An 18,649-nucleotide genomic window follows, 5' to 3' on the forward strand; every position below is an offset into this window, starting at 1 on the left:
CGTGATCGAGCACGGAATCGGAGCAGTGAGTGGCGAAGGGATACGTACGCGACGGCGGCGTGCAGCCGGATACGGAGCGGGACACGGAACGGCTCACCGGTTTGTCCGCCCGGCCCTTGACCGTGCCCGGCCAGGGTCCCGGACCGGCCCCCGTACGGACCGCCGTTCTCGAAGCCGTCGCGGGGTGGGTGCCGGGGGAACCGGTGGGCAATGACGCGTTGCCCGCCGCCTGGGGCGTGGACGACGCCTGGGTACGCGCCCGCACCGGCATCGTCAGCCGTCACCGGGCCGGGAGGGGACTGGCCACCGGGGATGTCGCCTTCGAAGCCGCCCGGCGACTGGTCGGCGACGGCGGTTCGACCGCCGCAGGGCCGGTGGACGCACTCGTGCTCGCGACCGCCACCCCGGACCATCCCTGTCCCGGCACGGCCCCCGCCCTCGCTGCCCGGCTCGGTCTGGGAACGGTCCCGGCATTCGATATCGGGGCCGCTTGCAGCGGCTTCGTCTACGGGCTCGCCGTCTGCCGCGGACTCGTGGCCGCCGGTCTCCACGACCGGGTGCTGCTGGTGGGCGCCGATGTGTACTCGGCCTGGCTGGACCCGGCCGACCGGTCGGCGGGCGTGGTGTTCGGCGACGGGGCCGGGGCGGCACTCGTGGGGGCCGGGCAGGCGGGGAACCCCGGTGAACTGCTCGCCTTCGACCTGGGCAGCGACGGCACCGGGTACGACCTGATCACCGTGCCCGGGGGCGGCGCGCGGTCCCGCTCGACTCCGGAGCAGGCCGCCGAGGGCGACGAGTTCTTCCGTATGCAAGGACCTGCCGTGTACCAGCATGCCGTCGAGCGGATGACGGGATCCTGCCGGGCGCTGCTGGCCAAGGTGGGATGGGACGCCGCCGACGTCGACCACTTCGTACCGCATCAGGCCAACGCGCGGATTCTGCGGGCGGTGTCCGCCCGCGTCGGCATCGACGCGCGGCGCTGTGTCACGCACCTGGAACGGGTGGGGAACACAGGTGCCGCATCGATTCCGCTGGCGCTCGCCGACGCCGCCTCCGAGGGCCGGTTCCGAGCCGGCGACCAGATGCTGATCACCGCCTTCGGAGGCGGTCTGACCTGGGGGTCCGCCGCTCTTCGCTGGCCGGGAACCCGCACGAACGACGCACGGTGCGCGACGGAGGGAACAGAACATGACGCAGGCTGACATGGGGGTCGCGGTGACGGGAGTGGGGCTGGTGACCCCCGCCGGCGCCGATGAACACACCTTCTGGGAGGGGCTGTGCGCGGGACGCTCCATGGCGCGGCGCTGCGACGAACTGGCAGGACTGCCGGTCGACTTCGCCTGCCCGGTCGACGGGATCGACCTGGACCTGGCGGTGGGCGGCCGATCGGTATGGCGGATGGGACGGTTCGTGAAACTGGCCCTGATCGCCGCCCGGCAGGCCGTGGCGGACGCCGGACTCTCCCCGGAGACCTGGGACGGATCCAGGGTCGGAGTGGTGGTCGGCGTCGGCGTCGGCGGCGTGTCCCTGCTCGTCGACAACGTTCGCAAAATGGACGACGCCGGACCGGAGGCGGTCTCTCCGCTGCTGGTGCCGATGATGATCCCGAACGCGGCGGCCGGCGAGGTCGCGATCGAGCTCCGCGCTCAGGGCCCCAGCCTCGCACCCGCCACCGCCTGCGCCTCCGGGTCCACCGCGATCGCTGTCGCCCGCGACCTGCTGACCAGCGGCCGGTGCGACACCGTGGTGGCGGGCGGGGCGGAGTCCGTGCTGACCCCCCTGGTGGTGGCGGCCTTCGCGAAGATGGGGGCGCTCTCCACCCGGACAAGCGATCCGGCGGGCGCGTCGCGGCCGTTCGCCGCGGACCGGGACGGGTTCGTCCTCGGCGAGGGCGCCGCCATGCTCGTACTGGAGCGGACCGCCGACGCCCGTGCCCGCGGCGGCCGGCTGCGTGCGCTGCTGACCGGCGCGGGTGCCAGTACGGACGCACGCCACCCCACAGCTCCCGCACCCGACGGCTGCGGTGCGCAACAGGCGGTGGAGGCGGCGCTGTACGAGGCGGGCTGGACCCCCCGCGATGTCGACCACATCAACGCGCACGGCACGTCCACCCCGCTGAACGATGCGATGGAGACCGAGCTCGTCTCCCGGCTCTTCCCGCACCGTCCTTCCCTCACCGCCGCGAAGGGGGTGATCGGGCACACCCTCGCAGCTGCCGGTGCGATCGAGGCGGTGGCGACCGTATTGACGTTGGAACATGGCATCGTTCCGCCGATCGCCAACCTGGACGCGCTGCCGGACGGGTGGGACCTCGACTGCGTGACCAAGGAGCCGCGCCGGCAGGACGTCCGGCGGGCCGTCAGTCACTCCTTCGGCTTCGGCGGACACAACGTCGCGCTGGCCTTCGAGCGTGCCTGACCGGTTGTCCCGCCTGTGCAACGGACGGCGAGGAAGTGTGTCCTCGCCGTTCAATGGTCGTTCTGGTATTCATGACCGCAACGATCGACAGCATCGCCACCGAGTCCACCGCGGACCTTCTCAAAGGTGTGCTCTTCGGGGGTAACTTCCGCCAGGAGCACGGCTCATGGCGTCAACTGATCTCCACGGAAGCGTTCCGCCGTCCCGTCGACCGCACACCCGACGAGCGCCTCACCCTCGCGTACGAACGGCTGAGGATCCTCAACAGCACCCTCGACAGCGCCGCCGGAACGGCCGCCGACCTGCGCGCCCTCGCCGCCCTGCACGAGTGGATCGGCCCGGTGGACCCGGCACTCACCACCGTCGCGGGCATCCACTACAACCTCTTTCTCGGCAGCCTCCTCGACCATGACGGCGACACCCGTCGCGATCTTTCGGACTTCCTCCGACTGCGGCGCATCGGCACCTTCCTCTGTACGGAGGTGGCGCACGGCAATGATGCGGTGGCCGTCGAGACGACCGCGACGTACGACCGCGCACGCGACGGATTCGTCCTGCACACCCCGCACGCCGGGGCACAGAAGTTCATGTCCAACGCCAGCCCGGCCGGCGGCCCCAAGACCGGACTGGTCGCGGCACGCCTGCTGGCCGACGGCACCGACCACGGGGTGTTTCTCTTTCTGGTGCCCCTCACCGACGAGGTGCGGCCGCTGCCCGGGGTGCGGGTCCGCAGGCTCCCGGCACGCCTGGGCAGCCCGGTCGACCACTGTCTGACCTCCTTCGACCAGGTCTTCGTGGCACGCGAGGCGCTGCTCGGCGGCGAGCACGGACGGATCGGCGACAACGGGGAGTTCAGCAGCGCCATGGGCAACCGCAGGCGTCGCTTCCTCACCTCGATCGGGCGCGTCACGGTCGGCAAGATCTCCATGAGCGCCTGCGCGGTCGGCGCCGCGCGCGCGACGCTGGCCGTCGCGGTCCGCTACGGCGGCCACCGGTACATCTCCGGTCCGCGCGCAACGCAGCCGGTGCCGGTGATCGCCCACCGCAGCCACCACGGGCCGCTGGCCGAGGCCATGGCCACTGTCTTCGCGATGAGCCTGTTGCACCGCAGAGCCCTCGACCGGTGGGAGGCACAGGCCGGCACGGCGACGGGGCGGGCCGAGGCGGAGCGGCTGGTCGCCGTGGCGAAGGGGTGGATCACCTGGCGGGCGCGCGCGGTCATCGTCGAGTGCCGTGAACGGTGCGGAGCGCAGGCGTTGTTGGAGAACAACGGAATGGCCGACCTCCTAGCCGGTGCGGAGGGCGTGATCACCGCCGAGGGAGACAACCTGGCCATCCACGCCAAGGCCGCCGCCGAAATGTTGTTCGCCGCTCCGCAGACCCCACAGGACTGCACTCCCGATGCCGCGCCCGGAGATCTGGCCGACCCCCGGTTCCTCGGGCGGCTGCACGCGCATGTGGAGGACCTCTGGTTCGCCCGGGCCAGGGCGCGGATGAGCGGCGCCCGGAAAGACGGTCCGCTGGACCGGTGGAACGCGGCGTCCGGGCCGGCGCTGCGCGGCGTCGAGGCCCACGCCCACCGGCAGGCGGCCGAGGCGTACGCGGACGCGGTCGCCGGACTGCCCGAGGGGCCCGCACGGGATCGACTCGCGGAACTGCAGCGGCTGTTCACCCTGCGGTGGGTGGACCGCAACAGCGGCGATCTGCTCGCCGCAGGTCGTCTGACCATCGACCAGGTCACCGCCCTGCCGGATGCCGTCGAGGGACTCATCGCGGACGTCGCCACGCATCTGCCCACCCTGATCGAATCCTTCGCGCTGCCGGAGGAGGTGCTCGCACACTGGCCCATCGCGGGCGCCGACTACGCCGACGCGTACGACGACCCGGAGGCGGCGTGGCAGACCGCCGCCGGGACCGAGGGGGAGCGGTGACGGCCCCGCGGGCCGCCGGGCGGGCGCGCCGGGTACGGGAGGCCGCGGCGGCCCTCGGTGTGCGGGCCGTGCTGCTGGCGTACTGGGGCACCACATCCCTTCTCGCCCGGCGCTGTGCGAACGCGCGTACGGGCGTAGGCGAATCGGTTCGCCGCAAGGCGTAACTGGAGGAACGTCATCCCGTTACTTCGGCGTCGGGACGGTGCATTCACCCGGCCCGACGCACCTGCACCACAGACCGAAGAGGAAGATCATGAGCGCGATTCATCCCAAGATCACCGACATCCTCATCGGCACCTTCAGGGTGCCCGCCGCCGAGATTCACCCGGACTCCACCATGGACAGCCTGGAGATGGACTCGCTCGCCGTCGCCGAGTTCGCCGTCATCGTCAAGGAGAAGCTGGGCGTCGACGCCGGCTCCGACAAGCTCTACAAGGACGCCACCCTGGCCGACATCACCCGGTTCCTCGACGAGACGGTCGGCGGCGTGGCGGCGGCGAGCGGCGAGGCAGCGATGAGCAACCCCCGATGAACAGGCCCGCCGTCGTCGTCACCGGCCTGGGGATGATCACCCCGGCCGGCAACGACACCGAAACCACCTGGAACGGGGTCTGCTCCGGGATCTCGCCCGCCCGCACCGTCCCCGAACTCGAAGGGTGCGAGATCGACTTCGCGTGCACGGTCTCCGGCATCGATCTGGACGAGGCGGTCGGCGGCCGGACGGCGTTCCGGATGGGGAAGTACGTCAAGTTCGCCGTCCTCGCGGCACGGGAGGCGGTCGCCGACGCCGGACTCGACCCGGCCGACTGGGACGGCAGCCGGGTGGCCGTCGTCGTCGGCACCAGCAGCGGAGGGTCCGCCGGCCTGACCGAACAGGCCGTCGCACTCGACCGGCGCGGGCCGGAGGCCACCTCCCCGTCCGGCATCCTGCTCACCATCCCGAACATGCCCGCGGCCGAGATCGCCATCCGGATGCGGGCAACAGGTCCCAGCCTGGCGCCGTGCACCGCCTGTTCGTCCGGGGTCACCGCGCTCTCCGTGGCCCGGGACCTGCTGGTCACCGACCAGTGCGACATCGCGATCGCCGGCGCCACCGAGTCCATCGTCTTCCCGGTCGCCATGACCGGCTTCGCCCGGTCCGGCGCCGCCGCCCGCAGGGACGGCGACCCGGCCCGTCTCTGCCGGCCGTTCGCGGCCGATCGTGCCGGACTCGTCATGGGTGAGGGCGCCGCCCTCATGGTGCTGGAACGGGCGGACGACGCCCAGGCCCGGGGCGCGGCGCCGCGAGCACTGCTCGCAGGTGCGGGGGCCACCACCGACGCCCACCATCCCACCAGCCCGCATCCGTCCGGCGCCGTCGCCCGGGCTGCCGTCGAGGCGGCGCTGCGCGACGCGGGCTGGCGGGCCGAGGACGTCGAACACGTCAACGCGCACGGCACGTCGACACCGTTGGGCGATGCCACCGAAGCCGCCCTGATCGGCCGGGTCTATCCGCACCGGCCGCCCGTCACGGCTCCCAAGGGCGTGCTGGGCCACTGCATGGGGGCAGCCGGAGCCATCGAGGCCGGGCTGACGATCCTCACGCTTCAGCACGGAGTCGTACCACCGATCGCCAATCTGGACGCCCCGGCAGCCGAGTTCGACATCGACTGCGTCACCAAGGCGCCTCTCCTGCAACCGGTCCGCCGCGCAGTCAGCCATTCCTTCGGGTTCGGCGGCCACAACGCCGTGATCGCCCTCCAGCACCCGTAGACCTTGCGGTACCGGCGGCTCGCCAAGCAGAACCGGCGGAAGACGTCGTCGAACGCGACGTCGTGACCGGCGCGGTCCTGCGGCATCGCCGGGGCTGCTCCGGCGGCTTGTTGCTGTTCGCCCGACGGTGGAGCGCCTCCCGGTCGTGGCTGACAGCTTCAGAGCCGGACGCCCTGGTGCGCGGCGTCCCTCGCGCGTGACCGAAGCGGGCCGGCCGCACCCGGCACGGTGCGGGTCCGTCCTCGCCTCGCGGGTACACCGCACGCGCCAGGTCACCGCGCCTGTCCTCCGAGCTTCCCGGTGAGGTCGTAGTGCCGGTAGAGCTCCTCCTCCTCGGCCACGGAGAGATGCGCGTCCGCGGCCACCCTGGGGGCTTGCTTGACGCTGTCCTTCGGATGCTTGATGTGCAGGTCGGAGCCCACCTTGCGGGCCCCGTGGAGCGGCACGAAACTCTCCTTCATGCCGAACAGGCCGGTTCTCACCGTGATCCAGTCCGGCCGACCGGTGTCGTCGTCGACATACACCCGCCCCACGCTGCCCACCCTCTCGCCCGCGGTGTCGTACACCGTCAGGCCGTCGAGCTCTCCGGGATCCGTGAAACCGTCAGGGGCTGCCATGACCGATTCTCCTCGCCCGGGCGCGTCCGTGGGCGGGCCCACCGGGGAAGGCGCGTCCGGACTCCATCGCGCCTCACCCGAATGGACGGTGCAACCTCTCGGCCCGGCACGGCTGTCCGCTGCGTCCCCGGGAGCGCAGCGCGACACCGGTGGGGCCCCCGCCCGCGGACTGGGCCGTTCGGGTGAGACCTCGTAAGGCCGCGCGGGTCCGTGACATTCGGACACACGCACCGGGCAGACCTCGCTCGCCGGCTCAGGTACGCATGGTCCGCGCGGGCGGAGCGATCTCGATGAGGGCGGCCGTGCCCGCCACCGGTCTGCGAAGGCGTCCGTCTCCGCGTCGATCTCCCCATGGTGCCTGCACGCGGAACAGCCGCCCGTCCGCCCAACCATCCTTCGTTCCCGGCGTGTTGAACGTAGGATCGGCATCCCGCCATCGGCCGCCCCGAACGGCTGCGTCAGCCGCCGGTCCGGAGCCGACGACCGTCAGGAGAGGCCCGTTGAACATCTCGCCGATACCGGGGCAGGCCACCGCGCACCGCATGGATCCGGCCGGTGGGTGTCCGCACGCCGACAATGCCCGGCTGCTGGCCCGGGGCGCCGTGGCGTCCGTCGTGCTGCCGGGCGATGTGCCGGGGGTGGCGGTGCTCGGGCACGACGCCCTGAAGGAGTTCCTCGCCCACCCCGATGTCGCAAAGGACGCACGCCACTTCACCGCGCTGGCCGAAGGGCGGATCCCCGACGGCTGGCCGCTGCGGACGTTCGCCACCGTGCAGGGCATGACCACCGCCGATGATGCGGACCACCGGCGGCTGCGTGGGCTGGTGAGCAAGGCGTTCACCGCCCGGCGGGTGGAAGCGCTCCGGCCGCGCATCGAGACTCTCACCGCAGAGCTGCTCGACCGGCTCGACGCGGCGGCCGAGGAGGGGGACGGGACGGTGGACCTGCGCGCCGGGTTCGCGATGCCCCTGCCGATGGGCGTCATCTGCGAGCTCCTCGGCGTCGACGGCCGGTACCAGGACCGCCTGCACCATCTGTCGAACCAGATCGTCGCCACCGACATCGGGCCCGTCGAAGCCATGGCCGCCAACCGGGAGCTGGTGGAACTGCTCAGCACTGTCGCCGCGGCCCGCGCCGAGCAGCCCGGCGACGACCTCACCAGCGCGCTGATCGCCACCCGCGACGACGGCGGAGACCGGCTCGGCCGGCACGAACTCATCGGCACCCTGCTCCTGATGATCATCGCCGGTCACGAGACCACGCTGAACCTCGTCACCAATGCCGTACGCGCGCTGTGCACCCACCGGGACCAGCTCGACCTGATCACCACGGGCCGGGCGGGATGGGCCGACGTGGTGGAGGAGACACTGCGCTGGGACAGCCCGGTCAGCTACTTCCCGTTCCGCTATCCGACCCGCGACCTGACCCTCGACGGGACCGTCATCCCACAGGGCACCCCCGTACTCGCCGGATACTCGGCCGCCGGACGCGACACGTCCGTGCACGGCCCCGACGCCGACCGCTTCGACGTCACCCGGCCGGCCAGGACATCGGCGGCCCGCCACCTCTCCCTCGGCCACGGGCCGCACTACTGCCTGGGAGCGCCGCTCGCCCGGATGGAGGCGACGATCGCGCTGGAGCAGCTGTTCCGCCGCTTCCCGGGGCTGGACGTCACCGTGCCCGACGAGAAGCTGGTGCGCCATGCCAGCTTTGTCGGCAACAGCGTGCGGACACTGCCGGTACGGCTCCGCCCGGACACGGGCCCCGCCGCGGGCTGAGGCCGGACACCGCACGCAGCGCTGCGGCCTGCGCCCCATATGATCGACGGGCTGTTGCCGACCGTCGTCTTCTGTGCCACCGGGAGTGCACCATTCGTTCCGTAGTCGTCCGCCCGCCCGGACAGCCTGTCGAGCTGCTGGCCCGGCAGGAGGACGGCCTCGCCCTGCACCACCTCGTCTGGCGGCTCGGACCCGGCTGGCGGGCGTGCAGCAGTGCCATGCTCGGCGGCGGCATCGGTCCGCGCGCATGGATCCTCAACGCGCAGGTTCCCGGCGGCTATCCACGGCTCGACCCCGATGCCCACCTCGCCGAGATCGCTGCCGCAGAGGCCCTTGCCGGCCCCGGCGCCGCACTGATGACGGCGGCCGATGTCAGCGCGTACACGGTCGCTGTCGACGAGGGCGTGACCGCCACCGTGACCAGCGGCCTCGGTGTACGGGGCTGGGCCGCCGACCCGGCTGCGGGCACCGACGGACCACCGCCACCGGGCACGGTCAATATCGTCGTCACGGTCCCTGTGGCTCTGTCCGACGCCGCACTGGTCAACGCGGTCGCGACCGCCACCGAGGCGAAGGTCCAGGCGCTCCTGGACGCAGGACTCGACTGCTCCGGCACCCCCACGGACGCCGTGTGCGTCGCCGCACCCGAGCCCGGACCGGGGGCCGCGGCGCAGCCGTTCGCGGGCCCGCGCTCGCGGTGGGGATCGCGACTCGCCAGAGCAGTGCACGGTGCCGTGCTCGACGGCGCATTGCGGCAACCTTGACCTCTCACCGCCCCGCGCCGGCGCGGGGCGCGGCCGACGAAGGGACCACGCTCTCATGACGTCCACACCTGTCCACGTCACCCGCAAGCGGCCGACCGTGGCCGTCCTCGGTACCGGGATCATGGGATCAGGGATGGCGCGGAGCCTGCTCCGGGCGGGACTCGGCGTCCGCGCCTGGAACCGGACGCAGTCCAAGGCGGCTCCTCTCGCCGCCGACGGCGCCACAGTCACCGAAACGGCGGAGGAAGCCGTACGGGGCGCGGATGTCATCGTGACCATGCTCAACGACGGCCTGTCCGTCGCCGCCGCGCTCACCGCTGCCGCGTCGGGCGTGCACGGCGGTCAGATCCTGCTGCAGAGCTCCACCGTCGGACTCGACGCCACCGCTGATCTCGCCCAACGTGCGGCGGACTTGGGACTCGTCTATCTCGACGCCCCGGTCGCCGGAACCAAGCAGCCCGCGGAACAGGGCGCGTTGACGGTCCTCGTCTCCGGCCCGTCCGCCGTCCGGCCGTCGGTGGACCCGGTGCTGGATGCGATCGGGCAGCGCACGGTCTGGGTCGGCGAGGCACCCGGTGAGGCCTCGCGACTGAAGCTCGTGGTCAACACCTGGGTGATCAACATGGTGGGCAGCATCGCCGAATGCCTCAATCTTGCCGAGGGACTGGACATCGACCCGCAGTCGTTCCTCGACGTGATGAAGGGCGGCCCGCTGGACTCCGCCTACCTCCAGGGCAAGTCCGCGGCGGTTCTCTCCGGCGACCTCACCCCCAGCTTCGCCCTGTCCACCGCGCTCAAGGACACCCGCCTCATCCTCGAGGCCGCCGGACGGTCCGGGGTGATCCTGGACCTGGTCGCCGCGTCGGCCGACCGGTTCGAGCGCGCGGAGGCGGCCGGCCACGGCGGCGAGGACATGATCGCCACCTACTACGCGGGCCGTCCGGCGGAGCAGGCCGGCGACTGACCGTCGACGACCGCGGCGGGAATCGGGGCCACGCGCTCCGTGGCCCCGCCGAACGCGAGGAACGTGGTGCGTGAGGCGAGCAGCCACACCCCGTCGACCCTGCGGAACGTGTCCTCGTAGTGCCCGACGTTGGCGGGCAGCCGGGGCGACGGCAGGCTGTCGCTCCTGCCGTCGATCCGATAGGTCGCGAAGTACGTCGTCGACGACGCGGTCGTCGCCGAGTCCACCGTGACGAGGATGTTCGTACACATCCGCCGTGACAGCCGGTCTGCCGGCCGGCCGCCGAAATAGTCACGCAACGCCTCGCGCCCCTCGATGCGACGTTCGCCGCCGGGCCATTCCCATGTGCCGTCGGTGGTGAACAGCTCGGCGACCGTGTCCGGTTCCCCGAGGTCGAGCCGGCGGACGAACTCGATGACGAGACGTTCGCAGGCCCGCTCGGCGAGCATCAGTTCCAACTGGTCAAGGGACGCGCGGGAGTTGTTCGGCATCCCGAAGTCCTATCAGTCCCGGTCGCGGCCGTGCCAGAGCATTTCCGCCGACCGCGGTGCCCGTCAGACGACGTGTACGCCGTGCCGTACGACCGCGTCGAAGAGATAGCCCTGCGTGTTGTGGGCCGCGACGTCCGGCTGCGAACGGCCCGTCCGGTCCGTCGCCCGCGCCAGCAGGACCGCCGGACCCCGCTGCTTCGGCAGCCAGTCGGCCGACCAGCGGACCCAGCTTCCGCTGCGGGGCTCGTCGCGGAGCCGGGCGCGTCGCCACCGGGCGCCGCCGTCGGTGCTGACCTCGACGGTACGCACCGGGGCCCCGCCCGACCGTGAGTACCTGGCGCCGATGCGCGGGCACCGACGCGCCGGGTGCCAGTTCGAACGCGCTCTTCAGCGTCTGCCGGGTCAGCGGCGCGCTGCCCTCCGGCGGGTACGCGGGGCCGAACAGCCGGTAGAGACCGGTGTTCCACGGGGAGAGCAGGGGTTCTGCACTCACCTCGATGTCGCCGACCCACTTGATGTTCGCGATGCCGACCCAGGACGGCACGATCAGCCGAACCGGGCACCCGTGGTCGGACGGCAGCGGCTCGCCGTTCATCTCGTACGCGAGAACCACATCGTCCAGCGCCTTCGCGACGGGCAACGGCCGCCGCACCCGTCCCAGGTTCGTCCCGTCGCTGACGACCTCGTTGTCGAGCCCGCGCGGCAACACGTCGACTGCGTTCCTGCCGATGCCCGCCCGCCGCAGTACATCCGCCAGCCGTGCCCCGCGCCAGCGGGCCGTACCGATCGCGCCCAGGGTCCATGCGGTGCCGCTGACCCGCTGGTTCTGCTGCGTTGAGTAAAAGCTGCGGGCGTTCCCCGCGCATTCGACGAACGCGGTGCGGGTGACGGACGGCAGGGCGCGAAGCTGGTCGTACGTGAAGTCCACGGCCGGGCCCGTCAGTCCGCTGCCCCATACGGTGAGCCGCCAGCCGGCTGCGTCGATCCTTGGTGTGACGGTGTGGTTGCGTACGAAGAAGCGGTCGGCCGGAGTGAGCAGGCCGGTGGGCCGCAGCGCCGCGAAGTTGGTCTCGGCATTGGTGCCGCGCACGGTGAAGAGCTCGGGTGGCAGCGGCTTCACGATTCCGGGGGCGGGTGAGTCGGCCGCCTGGGCGGGAGTCGCTGCAACAAGACCGGTCACCGATGCGGCGGCCACGAACCTCAGCAGATCACGGCGCTCGATCCCGGCGGACCGGGCGACCCCGCGCGCCCACTGGCGCAGTCGCATCCGGTCGTACGCGGCCTCGGACGGCGGAACGGATCTCATGAACACTCCAGGGTGGGGAGACAACAACTGGGCCGGCACAGCGTCGGGATGCAGCGGGGCAGAATGTCGCACGGCGGGTATCTCAGGGCGACGCCCGGCCGTCGGTGGATCCCGGGAGCAACTCCCGTACCAGAGCGCCCACCTGGCCCGTCTCGATCAGGAAGCCGTCGTGTCCGTAGGGCGACTCCACGATTCTGAGCCGGTCCGCGCCGGGCAGCAGCGCCGCCAACTCCGCCTGCTGCGCGAGCGGGTAGAGGCGGTCGGAGTCGACGCCCGCGACCAGGGCGGGCATCCGGGCACGGCGCAGTGTCTGTGCGATACCACCGCGGCCGCGGCCGACGTCGTGCCCGTTCATTGCCGTGGTGAGTGTCACGTAACTGCCCGCGTCGAAGCGTTGCACCAGCTTGGCCGCGTGATGGTCGAGATATGACTCCACCTGGTAGCGCCCGCCTCGCGCCGGGTCCTCGCCGGCCTGGGGCTGCCTGCCGAACCGGGCACCGAGCTCCGGCTCGCTGCGGTAGGTGACATGGGCGATCCGCCGGGCCAGTCCGAGGCCATGGTGCGGACCGTTGCCCGGTGACGCCGCGTGGTAGTGACCACCTCGCCATCCGGGGTCGGTGCGGATCGCCGAGATCTGTACGGCCCCCCAGGCGATCTGTTCCGCCGACGCGGCCGCCGGAGCGGCCAGCACGAGCAACGATCCGGTGCGATCCGGCCGGCTCACCGCCCATTCGAGCGCCCGCATGCCGCCCATCGATCCGCCGATCACCGCCGCCCACCGTCCGATACCGAGCTCGTCGGCCAACTCGGCCTCGGCCGTGACCTGATCACGGACCGTCAGGTCGGGGAAGTCGCCGCCCCAGTGGGCGCCGCCCGGACGCCGTGACGAAGGGCCGGTGCTGCCCTGACAGCCACCCAGAACATTCGGGGCGACGACGAACCAGCGGTCGGTGTCCAGCGCTCTTCCCGGACCGATCAGCGCATCCCACCAGCCCGTTGTCGGATGTCCAGGACCGGCAGGACCGGCCACATGGCTGTCACCGGTCAGCGCATGCAGCACCAGCACCGCGTTGGCGCCGTCCGTAGCCAGGCTTCCCCAGGTCTCGTACGCCAGCCGCACACCCGGCAGCGAGCCGCCGGACTCCAGCGCCGCCGGTCGCCCCAGCGTCACCCAGCTGCGGCGGCCCGGCGGATCCCCCTCCTGCCAGCCTCCGGTGGCCGGCGGGAGGGGGAGTGCGAGGGGCGAAGTGGCCGTCCCGTTCAGGACGCAGCCTTCGCGGCGCGGAACCCTGCCTCCAGATCGGCCTTGAGATCGTCCACGTTCTCCAGGCCCACCGAGAGCCGCACCAGCCCGGCGGTCGCACCGGTGGCCGCCAGCTGTTCCTCGGTCAGCTGGCTGTGCGTGGTCGACGCCGGATGAATGATCAGACTCCTTACGTCACCGATGTTGGCGAGATGGCTGAACAGCTCGACCGCGTCCACGAACCGCTTGCCCGCCTCCACCCCGTCCCGCAGTTCGAAGGCGAGCACAGCTCCGGTGCCCCGTGGCAGATAGCGCCGCCCCGCCTCGTACCACTTGCTCGATTTCAGCCCCGCGTAGTGCACGGCGGACACCTCGTCGCGCCGCTCCAGCCACTCGGCCAGTGCCAGGGCGTTGGACGTGTGCCGCTCCAGCCGAAGACTGAGCGTCTCCACGCCCTGCAGCAGCAGGAACGCCGAGTGCGGGGAGAGCGCGGGTCCGAAGTCGCGCAGCAGCTGGACCCGGAGCTTCACCGCGAAGGCGCTCGGCCCCAGATCGGGCCAGTAGCGCAGCCCGTGGTAGCTGGGGTCGGGCGAGCTGAAGTCGGGGAAGCGCTCGGCGTGGGCGCCGAAGTCGAACGTGCCGCCGTCCACCACCACACCGCCGATGGTGGTGCCGTGGCCGCCGAGGAACTTCGTCGCCGAGTGGATCACGACATCCGCGCCGTGCTCGATCGGGCGCAGCAGATACGGGGTGGGCACGGTGTTGTCGACGATCAGTGGCAGTCCGGCCGCGTGCGCGGCATCGGCCACCGCCCGGATGTCGAGGACGTCGCCGCGCGGGTTGCCCAACGTCTCCGCGAACAGTGCCTTGGTGTTCGGGCGGATTGCTGCCGTCCAGGCGTCGATGTCGTCGGGGTCGTCGACGAACGACACCTCGATCCCGAACCGGGGGAGCGTGTGGCGCAGCAGGTTGTACGTGCCGCCGTAGAGCGAGGTGGAGGAGACGATGTGGTCCCCGGCGCCGGCCAGCGTCAGGATGGCGAGGGTCTCGGCGGCCTGCCCGGAGGCCAGTGCGACAGCTGCAACTCCCCCTTCCAGGGCGGCGATCCGCTGTTCCAGGACGTCCTGGGTGGGGTTGTGGATGCGCGTGTAGATGTTGCCGGGTTCCGCGAGGGAGAACAGATCGGCCGCATGCCGGGTGTCGCGGAAGACGAACGACGAGGTCTGGTAGATCGGCACCGCACGTGCGCCGGTCGTCGGGTCGGGGACGGCGCCGGAGTGGATCTGCTTTGTCTCGAAGGACCACGCGGATTGCGTGGCCGCATCCTGGTGGTCGTGGTCCTCGGGGGTGTGTCCTGCGGTGACGGAGTCGATGGGCTGGCTCATGACGTTCCTCGCACGGTAGATCTGTGGCGGAAGTACGGTGAGGGGCAGGGGGTGACGCACTGGCTACGGACCGTAGAGCGCGTCGCACGGGTGCGGAAGCTTGCCTCCGGCATGGCCATGAGGCTGCAATTTCCCTGCAACAGAAGGTAGTTGACGGCGTTGCGTTGTGGTCAGGTCAGGCGGCCGTGGAGGCGCCGGACGGGATCCCGAAGGCCGGGGCCGGTACGGTGTCGGGGCTGATCAGGACGGACGGGCGGCCGTCCGTGCCGATCGGGACATCGCCGTCGACGGTGACCCGGCGCAGTTTGCGGTCGTGGGTGTCGGAGTCGTCCACGCCGTAGTGCTGGGTGGCGCGGTTGTCCCAGATGGCCACATCGCCCGTCTGCCACTGCCAGCGCACGGTGTTCTCCGGACGCTCGATGTGGGACTGGAACAGATCGATCAGGGCCCGGGAGTCGCGGCCGGTGAGCCCGGCGATCCGCTGGACGAAGTTGCCGAGGAGCAGCACCCGTTCGCCGGTCTCGGGGTGGACACGCACCACCGGGTGCTCGGTGAGGAACTTCGTCGAGGTGAATACCTCCCGGTACTGGGCGAGCGCCTCGGGCAGGGCGTTCGGGCGCAGGGCCGCGTAGTCGTAGTCGTTGGAGTGGATCGCCCGGAGGCTGTCGGCGAGGGCGCGCAGCGGCTCGGGCAACTCGGCATAGACGGCTGCCGTGTTGGACCACAGGGTGTTGCCGCCGTACGGCGGAATGGTCACGGCCCGCAGGATGGAGAATGCCGGGTAGGCGGGCACGAAGGTGACGTCGGTGTGCCACTGGTTGGCCCGGCCACCGTGGTCGGAGTCGATGCCGAGCGCGTAGCGGCCGTCGGCGGACGGGACGGTCGGGTGGGCGACCGGGGTACCGAGGAGCCGTCCGAACGCCTCGTGACTCTCCCCGTCCAGGTGGTCCTGGCCACGGAAGAAGATCACCTTGTGCTCAAGTGCCGCAGCGCGCACGGCTGCCACGACGGCGGGTTCGAGATCGCCGCCGAGTCGGACGCCGGACACGACGGCTCCGATGCGCCCGCCGATCTTCTGGACGGTGACGGTGACGGGGGCGGCGGCGACGGTGGTGTCGTGGGTCGGGTCGACAACGGGTGCGGAGGTCATGGCGGAGCCCTTTCCATACGGAAATGGTGTGTCTGGGAGTGACGGGCGAACGCGGGCACGGCCGTGCGTCGGGGGTGCCCGGATGGGAGTCGGAGTCGACGCAGCGGCAACGTCCGTGCGTGTGTCAGCTGTTCAGCGGAGCTGGTCGCAGCGGAGAGCGCGGCTACACGCCGCGGACGCTACGCGTCCCAGATCGACGTGGCGCCGCGAGACGAGAGTCGAAGTCGCGGACATGTCGCGAGCGTGTCAGCGGCTCCGGAGGCCGTCAACTCCGGCTGCGCTGTCCGCGGAGAGGCGACAGGGTCCGGAGCAGTCGGCGGTCACCCCACTGCTCTGCAGCCACCCACATGGCCTCTGACCTGCGCAGTCATCTCCATTCGCAGGAGGTGCGCGGAGACCGGCGGTCATGCGACGGCGGGGGCCCGGGCGCCCGCCTGATTTCATCAGGCCGCAACGTGGGGGAGGGGGCGGCGACAGGAGCCGCGCAGAACCGCCCCACCGGTACGGGGGAGCCCGGTGGGGCGGTCGGCACCAGCCTGCCACAGGCGGCGACCGAATGGGGCCCGACCGGCACGTGCCCGTGGGCAGTTGAGTGGAAATCGATCCCGGACCGGATGGTGGGCGCCGTCAGGCGCGCGAGTATCCGGCAAGGGTGTGCGTGACGGCGAGGGAGTCCTGCGCCGCGTGGTGGCTGCGGTGCCCCGAGAAGCGGGCCGCGTCTCCAGTCTCCGGCGGCTGAGGGACGTCGTCCACCATCGGCGTCGCCTGGCCTGACATGACCGGTATGCACTCCACCGGGTCCGCGCCGTGCGAGCTGACCAGGCTCCGTGCGTGCGGGTGCAGTCGGGTCCGGTGGATCTCGATACGGCCCAGCTCATGGCCGGCGAACAGCAGATCGACCGTGGACGGCGGCCGAACGGGGCCGATCGGTGCGTACCCGGCCCGACCCGGATTCATTGCGACCCTGTGAACAGTCCATCACCCGGGAATACATGCATGCCGCACGGAGCTCTTGCAGCTGTAGCCGGTAGCGGCTGCCGAGGTGGCCGATGCCATGAACCGGAGCGAGGGAGCTCATGCCGAAGGCGTACGTATTCACCCGCAGCGGCGGACCGGAGGTGGAAGCCTTCGTCGAGCAGGAGACGCCCACCCCCGGGCCCGGGGAGCTGCTCGTCGTAGTCCGTGCCGCCGGGGTCAACCCGGTCGACTGGAAACTGCGCAACGGATACACCAGGCCCGGCAGCGCAGCGCCGCAATATCCCGCCGTGTTCGGCAGCGAAGCGGCCGGGGTGGTCGAGCAGGTCGGTCCCGGTGTCGAAGGGTTCGAAGTCGGGGACGCGGTCTTCGGCAATCCGCTGACCGGTGGTTACGCCGAGTACACCCTGCTGCCCGTCGCGGTCACCGCGCACAAGCCGGAGGGCCTGTCGTTCACCGACGCGGCCGCGCTGCCGGTCGCGGCGGCCACCGCGTACGACGGCATTCGCCAGCTGGACGCCGCGCCCGGATCGACCCTGCTGATCAACGGCGCCGGGGGCGGCGTCGGTGTGGCCGCGGTCCAGCTCGCACGCCACTTCGGGGTCCGGGCCATCGGGACGTCGAGCGAAGCCAAGAAGGACTTCGTCGAGTCGCTCGGCGCCGTGCACGTAGCGTCGGGACCCGGCGTCGTCGACCGCGTGCGGGCAGTGGCCCCGGACGGGGTCGACGCGGTCTACGACCTGGTCGGCGGTGACGCCCTGCGGGCCGTCGCGGAGCTGTTGACCGACCGGAAGCGGCTGATCAGTGCAGGGGGCAAGCCGCTCGCCGTGGAACTCGGCGGGGCAGCTGTCGTCCGGGCCCGTACCGCCGCCGTCCTCGACGAAGTGGCCCGCCTCGCCGTCAGCGGTGCCTTCAGGACGTACGTGACGCAGACCTACCCGCTCGCCGAAGCTGCCGCGGCGCTGCGCGCAGTGGAGAGCGGACACACCCGCGGCAAGATCGTGATCGAGGTGGCCGCCGCATGAGCGCCGCGCACCCCACCGTCCCCGGGGCGCACCCGCTGGACAATCCGGCCCGGGCCTCGCTGACCGGACCGCACGCCCATTTCGCGGAGCGCTTGGGCCGCATTCTGCGGTATCCGACCGACGTCTCACCCTGGCTCGCGCTGCCGGACCTCCCGGATGCGGAGGACTGGGCCGACGTCGCTGCACTCGCCGGCCCCGGCGCGTCCGTCACCCTCACCGCGCTGCGCGAGCCGCCGCCCGGCGACTGGGAGGTCACCTTCCGCGCGGAGGGCGTCCAGCTCGTCGACGACGGGGTGGCAGCGGCCCCGGATCCGGAGGCCGTCCGCCTCGGTCCGGCCGATGTGCCGGAGATGCTCGACCTGGTCGCACGGACCCGGCCCGGACCGTTCCTGCCGCGCACCGTCGAGCTCGGCACCTACCTGGGTATCCGCCGCGACGGGGCCCTCGTCGCCATGGCCGGGGAACGGCTGCACCCGACCGGCTGGAGCGAGATCAGCGGCGTCTGCACGGACGAAACCGTGCGCGGCCAGGGGCTCGCCACCCGGCTCGTCCTCGCCGTCGCACACGAGATCAGGGAGCGCGGCGAAACGCCGTTCCTGCACGCGTCGGCGACGAACACCAACGCCATCAGGCTCTACGAATCGCTGGGCTACCGGCTCCGGCGCCGGACATCGTTCCTCTCCGTCGTCGTACCGCCGAACCTGCCGGTGTCCGACCGCATCCGCGGCGCGGACGACGCGCGGGCGGAGGCGTTGCGCTGACGTCGAGCCGCCTCTCCTGCAGTCCCGGTTCCTGCAGCTGCAGCCCGGCTCCGGAAGTCTTTCGGGCCGAAGGAAGGGACCTTCGGCCC

17 protein-coding genes and 2 pseudogenes are annotated in these 18,649 nt (G+C 71.7%); 11 read left to right on the forward strand and 8 right to left on the reverse strand.

Annotated features, from left to right (window positions below):
- Window positions 1-116 precede the first annotated feature (116 nt).
- The 6 genes from ACIA8E_RS30580 (at window position 117) to ACIA8E_RS30605 (ending at window position 6,101) form a co-directional block, all read left to right on the forward strand.
- Window positions 117-1,202, forward strand: a complete 1,086-nt coding sequence (locus ACIA8E_RS30580) for a beta-ketoacyl-ACP synthase 3 (RefSeq protein WP_399302944.1) — start codon at window positions 117-119, stop codon at window positions 1,200-1,202.
- The gene (locus ACIA8E_RS30585) at window positions 1,189-2,418 is read left to right on the forward strand and encodes a beta-ketoacyl-[acyl-carrier-protein] synthase family protein (protein WP_399302832.1); all 1,230 of its coding nucleotides are present in this window, start codon (window positions 1,189-1,191) and stop codon (window positions 2,416-2,418) included. Before ACIA8E_RS30580 ends, ACIA8E_RS30585 begins: the two co-directional genes overlap by 14 nt.
- A gap of 71 nt (window positions 2,419-2,489) precedes the next feature.
- Complete coding sequence (locus ACIA8E_RS30590) at window positions 2,490-4,349, forward strand: acyl-CoA dehydrogenase (protein ID WP_399302834.1); 1,860 nt, start codon at window positions 2,490-2,492, stop codon at window positions 4,347-4,349.
- Window positions 4,346-4,513 (forward strand): hypothetical protein, encoded by a 168-nt coding sequence (locus ACIA8E_RS30595; protein ID WP_399302836.1) that lies wholly within the window; start codon window positions 4,346-4,348, stop codon window positions 4,511-4,513. The genes ACIA8E_RS30590 and ACIA8E_RS30595 overlap by 4 nt, the downstream gene beginning before the upstream one ends.
- 89 nt (window positions 4,514-4,602) lie before the next feature.
- On the forward strand, window positions 4,603-4,881 hold the full coding sequence (locus tag ACIA8E_RS30600; RefSeq protein WP_399302838.1) for an acyl carrier protein: 279 nt from the start codon (window positions 4,603-4,605) through the stop codon (window positions 4,879-4,881).
- Window positions 4,878-6,101, forward strand: a complete 1,224-nt coding sequence (locus ACIA8E_RS30605) for a beta-ketoacyl-[acyl-carrier-protein] synthase family protein (RefSeq protein WP_399302840.1) — start codon at window positions 4,878-4,880, stop codon at window positions 6,099-6,101. The genes ACIA8E_RS30600 and ACIA8E_RS30605 overlap by 4 nt, the downstream gene beginning before the upstream one ends.
- Window positions 6,102-6,388: 287 nt before the next feature.
- On the opposite strand, the pseudogene ACIA8E_RS30610 reads toward ACIA8E_RS30605, so the two are convergent.
- A pseudogene (locus ACIA8E_RS30610) lies at window positions 6,389-6,718 on the reverse strand (PRC-barrel domain-containing protein); the annotation flags it as partial.
- Between the two features lie 542 nt (window positions 6,719-7,260).
- Here ACIA8E_RS30610 and ACIA8E_RS30615 point away from each other — a divergent pair.
- The 3 genes from ACIA8E_RS30615 (at window position 7,261) to ACIA8E_RS30625 (ending at window position 10,224) form a co-directional block, all read left to right on the forward strand.
- Entirely contained in the window at window positions 7,261-8,496 is a 1,236-nt protein-coding gene (locus ACIA8E_RS30615; protein ID WP_399302945.1) for a cytochrome P450, read from the forward strand.
- Between the two features lie 218 nt (window positions 8,497-8,714).
- Window positions 8,715-9,260 (forward strand): adenosylcobinamide amidohydrolase, encoded by a 546-nt coding sequence (locus ACIA8E_RS30620; protein WP_399302842.1) that lies wholly within the window; start codon window positions 8,715-8,717, stop codon window positions 9,258-9,260.
- A gap of 55 nt (window positions 9,261-9,315) precedes the next feature.
- Window positions 9,316-10,224 carry an NAD(P)-dependent oxidoreductase gene (locus tag ACIA8E_RS30625; protein WP_399302844.1) on the forward strand — a complete coding sequence of 303 codons (909 nt, stop codon included), beginning with the start codon at window positions 9,316-9,318 and terminating at the stop codon, window positions 10,222-10,224.
- Here ACIA8E_RS30625 and ACIA8E_RS30630 read toward each other — a convergent pair.
- The 7 genes and pseudogenes from ACIA8E_RS30630 to ACIA8E_RS30660 all read right to left on the reverse strand — a co-directional run bounded on the left by ACIA8E_RS30630 (window position 10,188) and on the right by ACIA8E_RS30660 (window position 16,756).
- Entirely contained in the window at window positions 10,188-10,715 is a 528-nt protein-coding gene (locus tag ACIA8E_RS30630; RefSeq protein WP_399302846.1) for a nuclear transport factor 2 family protein, read from the reverse strand. The genes ACIA8E_RS30625 and ACIA8E_RS30630 overlap by 37 nt on opposite strands.
- A 63-nt stretch (window positions 10,716-10,778) precedes the next feature.
- Window positions 10,779-12,021 (reverse strand): annotated as a pseudogene (locus ACIA8E_RS30635) (sulfite oxidase).
- An 82-nt stretch (window positions 12,022-12,103) separates the two neighbouring features.
- On the reverse strand, window positions 12,104-13,285 hold the full coding sequence (locus ACIA8E_RS30640) for a homoserine O-acetyltransferase (RefSeq protein ID WP_399302947.1): 1,182 nt from the start codon (window positions 13,283-13,285) through the stop codon (window positions 12,104-12,106).
- A complete protein-coding gene (locus tag ACIA8E_RS30645; protein ID WP_399302848.1) occupies window positions 13,282-14,649 on the reverse strand; it encodes a bifunctional o-acetylhomoserine/o-acetylserine sulfhydrylase in 1,368 nt (455 codons plus the stop codon). Before ACIA8E_RS30645 ends, ACIA8E_RS30640 begins: the two co-directional genes overlap by 4 nt.
- 175 nt (window positions 14,650-14,824) lie before the next feature.
- A complete protein-coding gene (locus ACIA8E_RS30650) occupies window positions 14,825-15,799 on the reverse strand; it encodes a TauD/TfdA dioxygenase family protein (RefSeq protein ID WP_399302850.1) in 975 nt (324 codons plus the stop codon).
- A gap of 132 nt (window positions 15,800-15,931) precedes the next feature.
- Complete coding sequence (locus tag ACIA8E_RS30655) at window positions 15,932-16,033, reverse strand: putative leader peptide (protein ID WP_354006158.1); 102 nt, start codon at window positions 16,031-16,033, stop codon at window positions 15,932-15,934.
- Between the two features lie 393 nt (window positions 16,034-16,426).
- Complete coding sequence (locus ACIA8E_RS30660) at window positions 16,427-16,756, reverse strand: hypothetical protein (protein ID WP_399302852.1); 330 nt, start codon at window positions 16,754-16,756, stop codon at window positions 16,427-16,429.
- Between the two features lie 119 nt (window positions 16,757-16,875).
- Between ACIA8E_RS30660 and ACIA8E_RS30665 the strand changes: the two genes are divergently transcribed.
- Both ACIA8E_RS30665 and ACIA8E_RS30670 read left to right on the forward strand, forming a co-directional pair.
- Complete coding sequence (locus ACIA8E_RS30665; RefSeq protein ID WP_399302854.1) at window positions 16,876-17,799, forward strand: NADP-dependent oxidoreductase; 924 nt, start codon at window positions 16,876-16,878, stop codon at window positions 17,797-17,799.
- Complete coding sequence (locus ACIA8E_RS30670) at window positions 17,796-18,560, forward strand: GNAT family N-acetyltransferase (RefSeq protein WP_399302856.1); 765 nt, start codon at window positions 17,796-17,798, stop codon at window positions 18,558-18,560. The genes ACIA8E_RS30665 and ACIA8E_RS30670 overlap by 4 nt, the downstream gene beginning before the upstream one ends.
- The last annotated feature ends 89 nt before the right edge of the window (window positions 18,561-18,649 follow it).

The organism is Streptomyces sp. NPDC051664 (assembly GCF_044453545.1).
GTDB lineage: Bacteria > Actinomycetota > Actinomycetes > Streptomycetales > Streptomycetaceae > Streptomyces.

What these genes read in the sequence shown, in the direction of transcription:
- ACIA8E_RS30665 (WP_399302854.1), top strand. Translation starts at nt 16,876, where the DNA reads ATGCCGAAGGCGTACGTATTCACCCGCAGCGGCGGACCGGAGGTGGAA.
- ACIA8E_RS30590 (WP_399302834.1), top strand. Translation starts at nt 2,490, where the DNA reads ATGACCGCAACGATCGACAGCATCGCCACCGAGTCCACCGCGGACCTT.
- ACIA8E_RS30660 (WP_399302852.1), bottom strand. Translation starts at nt 16,756, where the DNA reads ATGAATCCGGGTCGGGCCGGGTACGCACCGATCGGCCCCGTTCGGCCG.
- ACIA8E_RS30620 (WP_399302842.1), top strand. Translation starts at nt 8,715, where the DNA reads ATGCTCGGCGGCGGCATCGGTCCGCGCGCATGGATCCTCAACGCGCAG.
- ACIA8E_RS30655 (WP_354006158.1), bottom strand. Translation starts at nt 16,033, where the DNA reads ATGTCCGCGACTTCGACTCTCGTCTCGCGGCGCCACGTCGATCTGGGA.
- ACIA8E_RS30650 (WP_399302850.1), bottom strand. Translation starts at nt 15,799, where the DNA reads ATGACCTCCGCACCCGTTGTCGACCCGACCCACGACACCACCGTCGCC.
- ACIA8E_RS30625 (WP_399302844.1), top strand. Translation starts at nt 9,316, where the DNA reads ATGACGTCCACACCTGTCCACGTCACCCGCAAGCGGCCGACCGTGGCC.
- ACIA8E_RS30600 (WP_399302838.1), top strand. Translation starts at nt 4,603, where the DNA reads ATGAGCGCGATTCATCCCAAGATCACCGACATCCTCATCGGCACCTTC.
- ACIA8E_RS30630 (WP_399302846.1), bottom strand. Translation starts at nt 10,715, where the DNA reads ATGCCGAACAACTCCCGCGCGTCCCTTGACCAGTTGGAACTGATGCTC.
- ACIA8E_RS30645 (WP_399302848.1), bottom strand. Translation starts at nt 14,649, where the DNA reads ATGAGCCAGCCCATCGACTCCGTCACCGCAGGACACACCCCCGAGGAC.
- ACIA8E_RS30615 (WP_399302945.1), top strand. Translation starts at nt 7,261, where the DNA reads ATGGATCCGGCCGGTGGGTGTCCGCACGCCGACAATGCCCGGCTGCTG.
- ACIA8E_RS30605 (WP_399302840.1), top strand. Translation starts at nt 4,878, where the DNA reads ATGAACAGGCCCGCCGTCGTCGTCACCGGCCTGGGGATGATCACCCCG.
- ACIA8E_RS30670 (WP_399302856.1), top strand. Translation starts at nt 17,796, where the DNA reads ATGAGCGCCGCGCACCCCACCGTCCCCGGGGCGCACCCGCTGGACAAT.
- ACIA8E_RS30585 (WP_399302832.1), top strand. Translation starts at nt 1,189, where the DNA reads ATGACGCAGGCTGACATGGGGGTCGCGGTGACGGGAGTGGGGCTGGTG.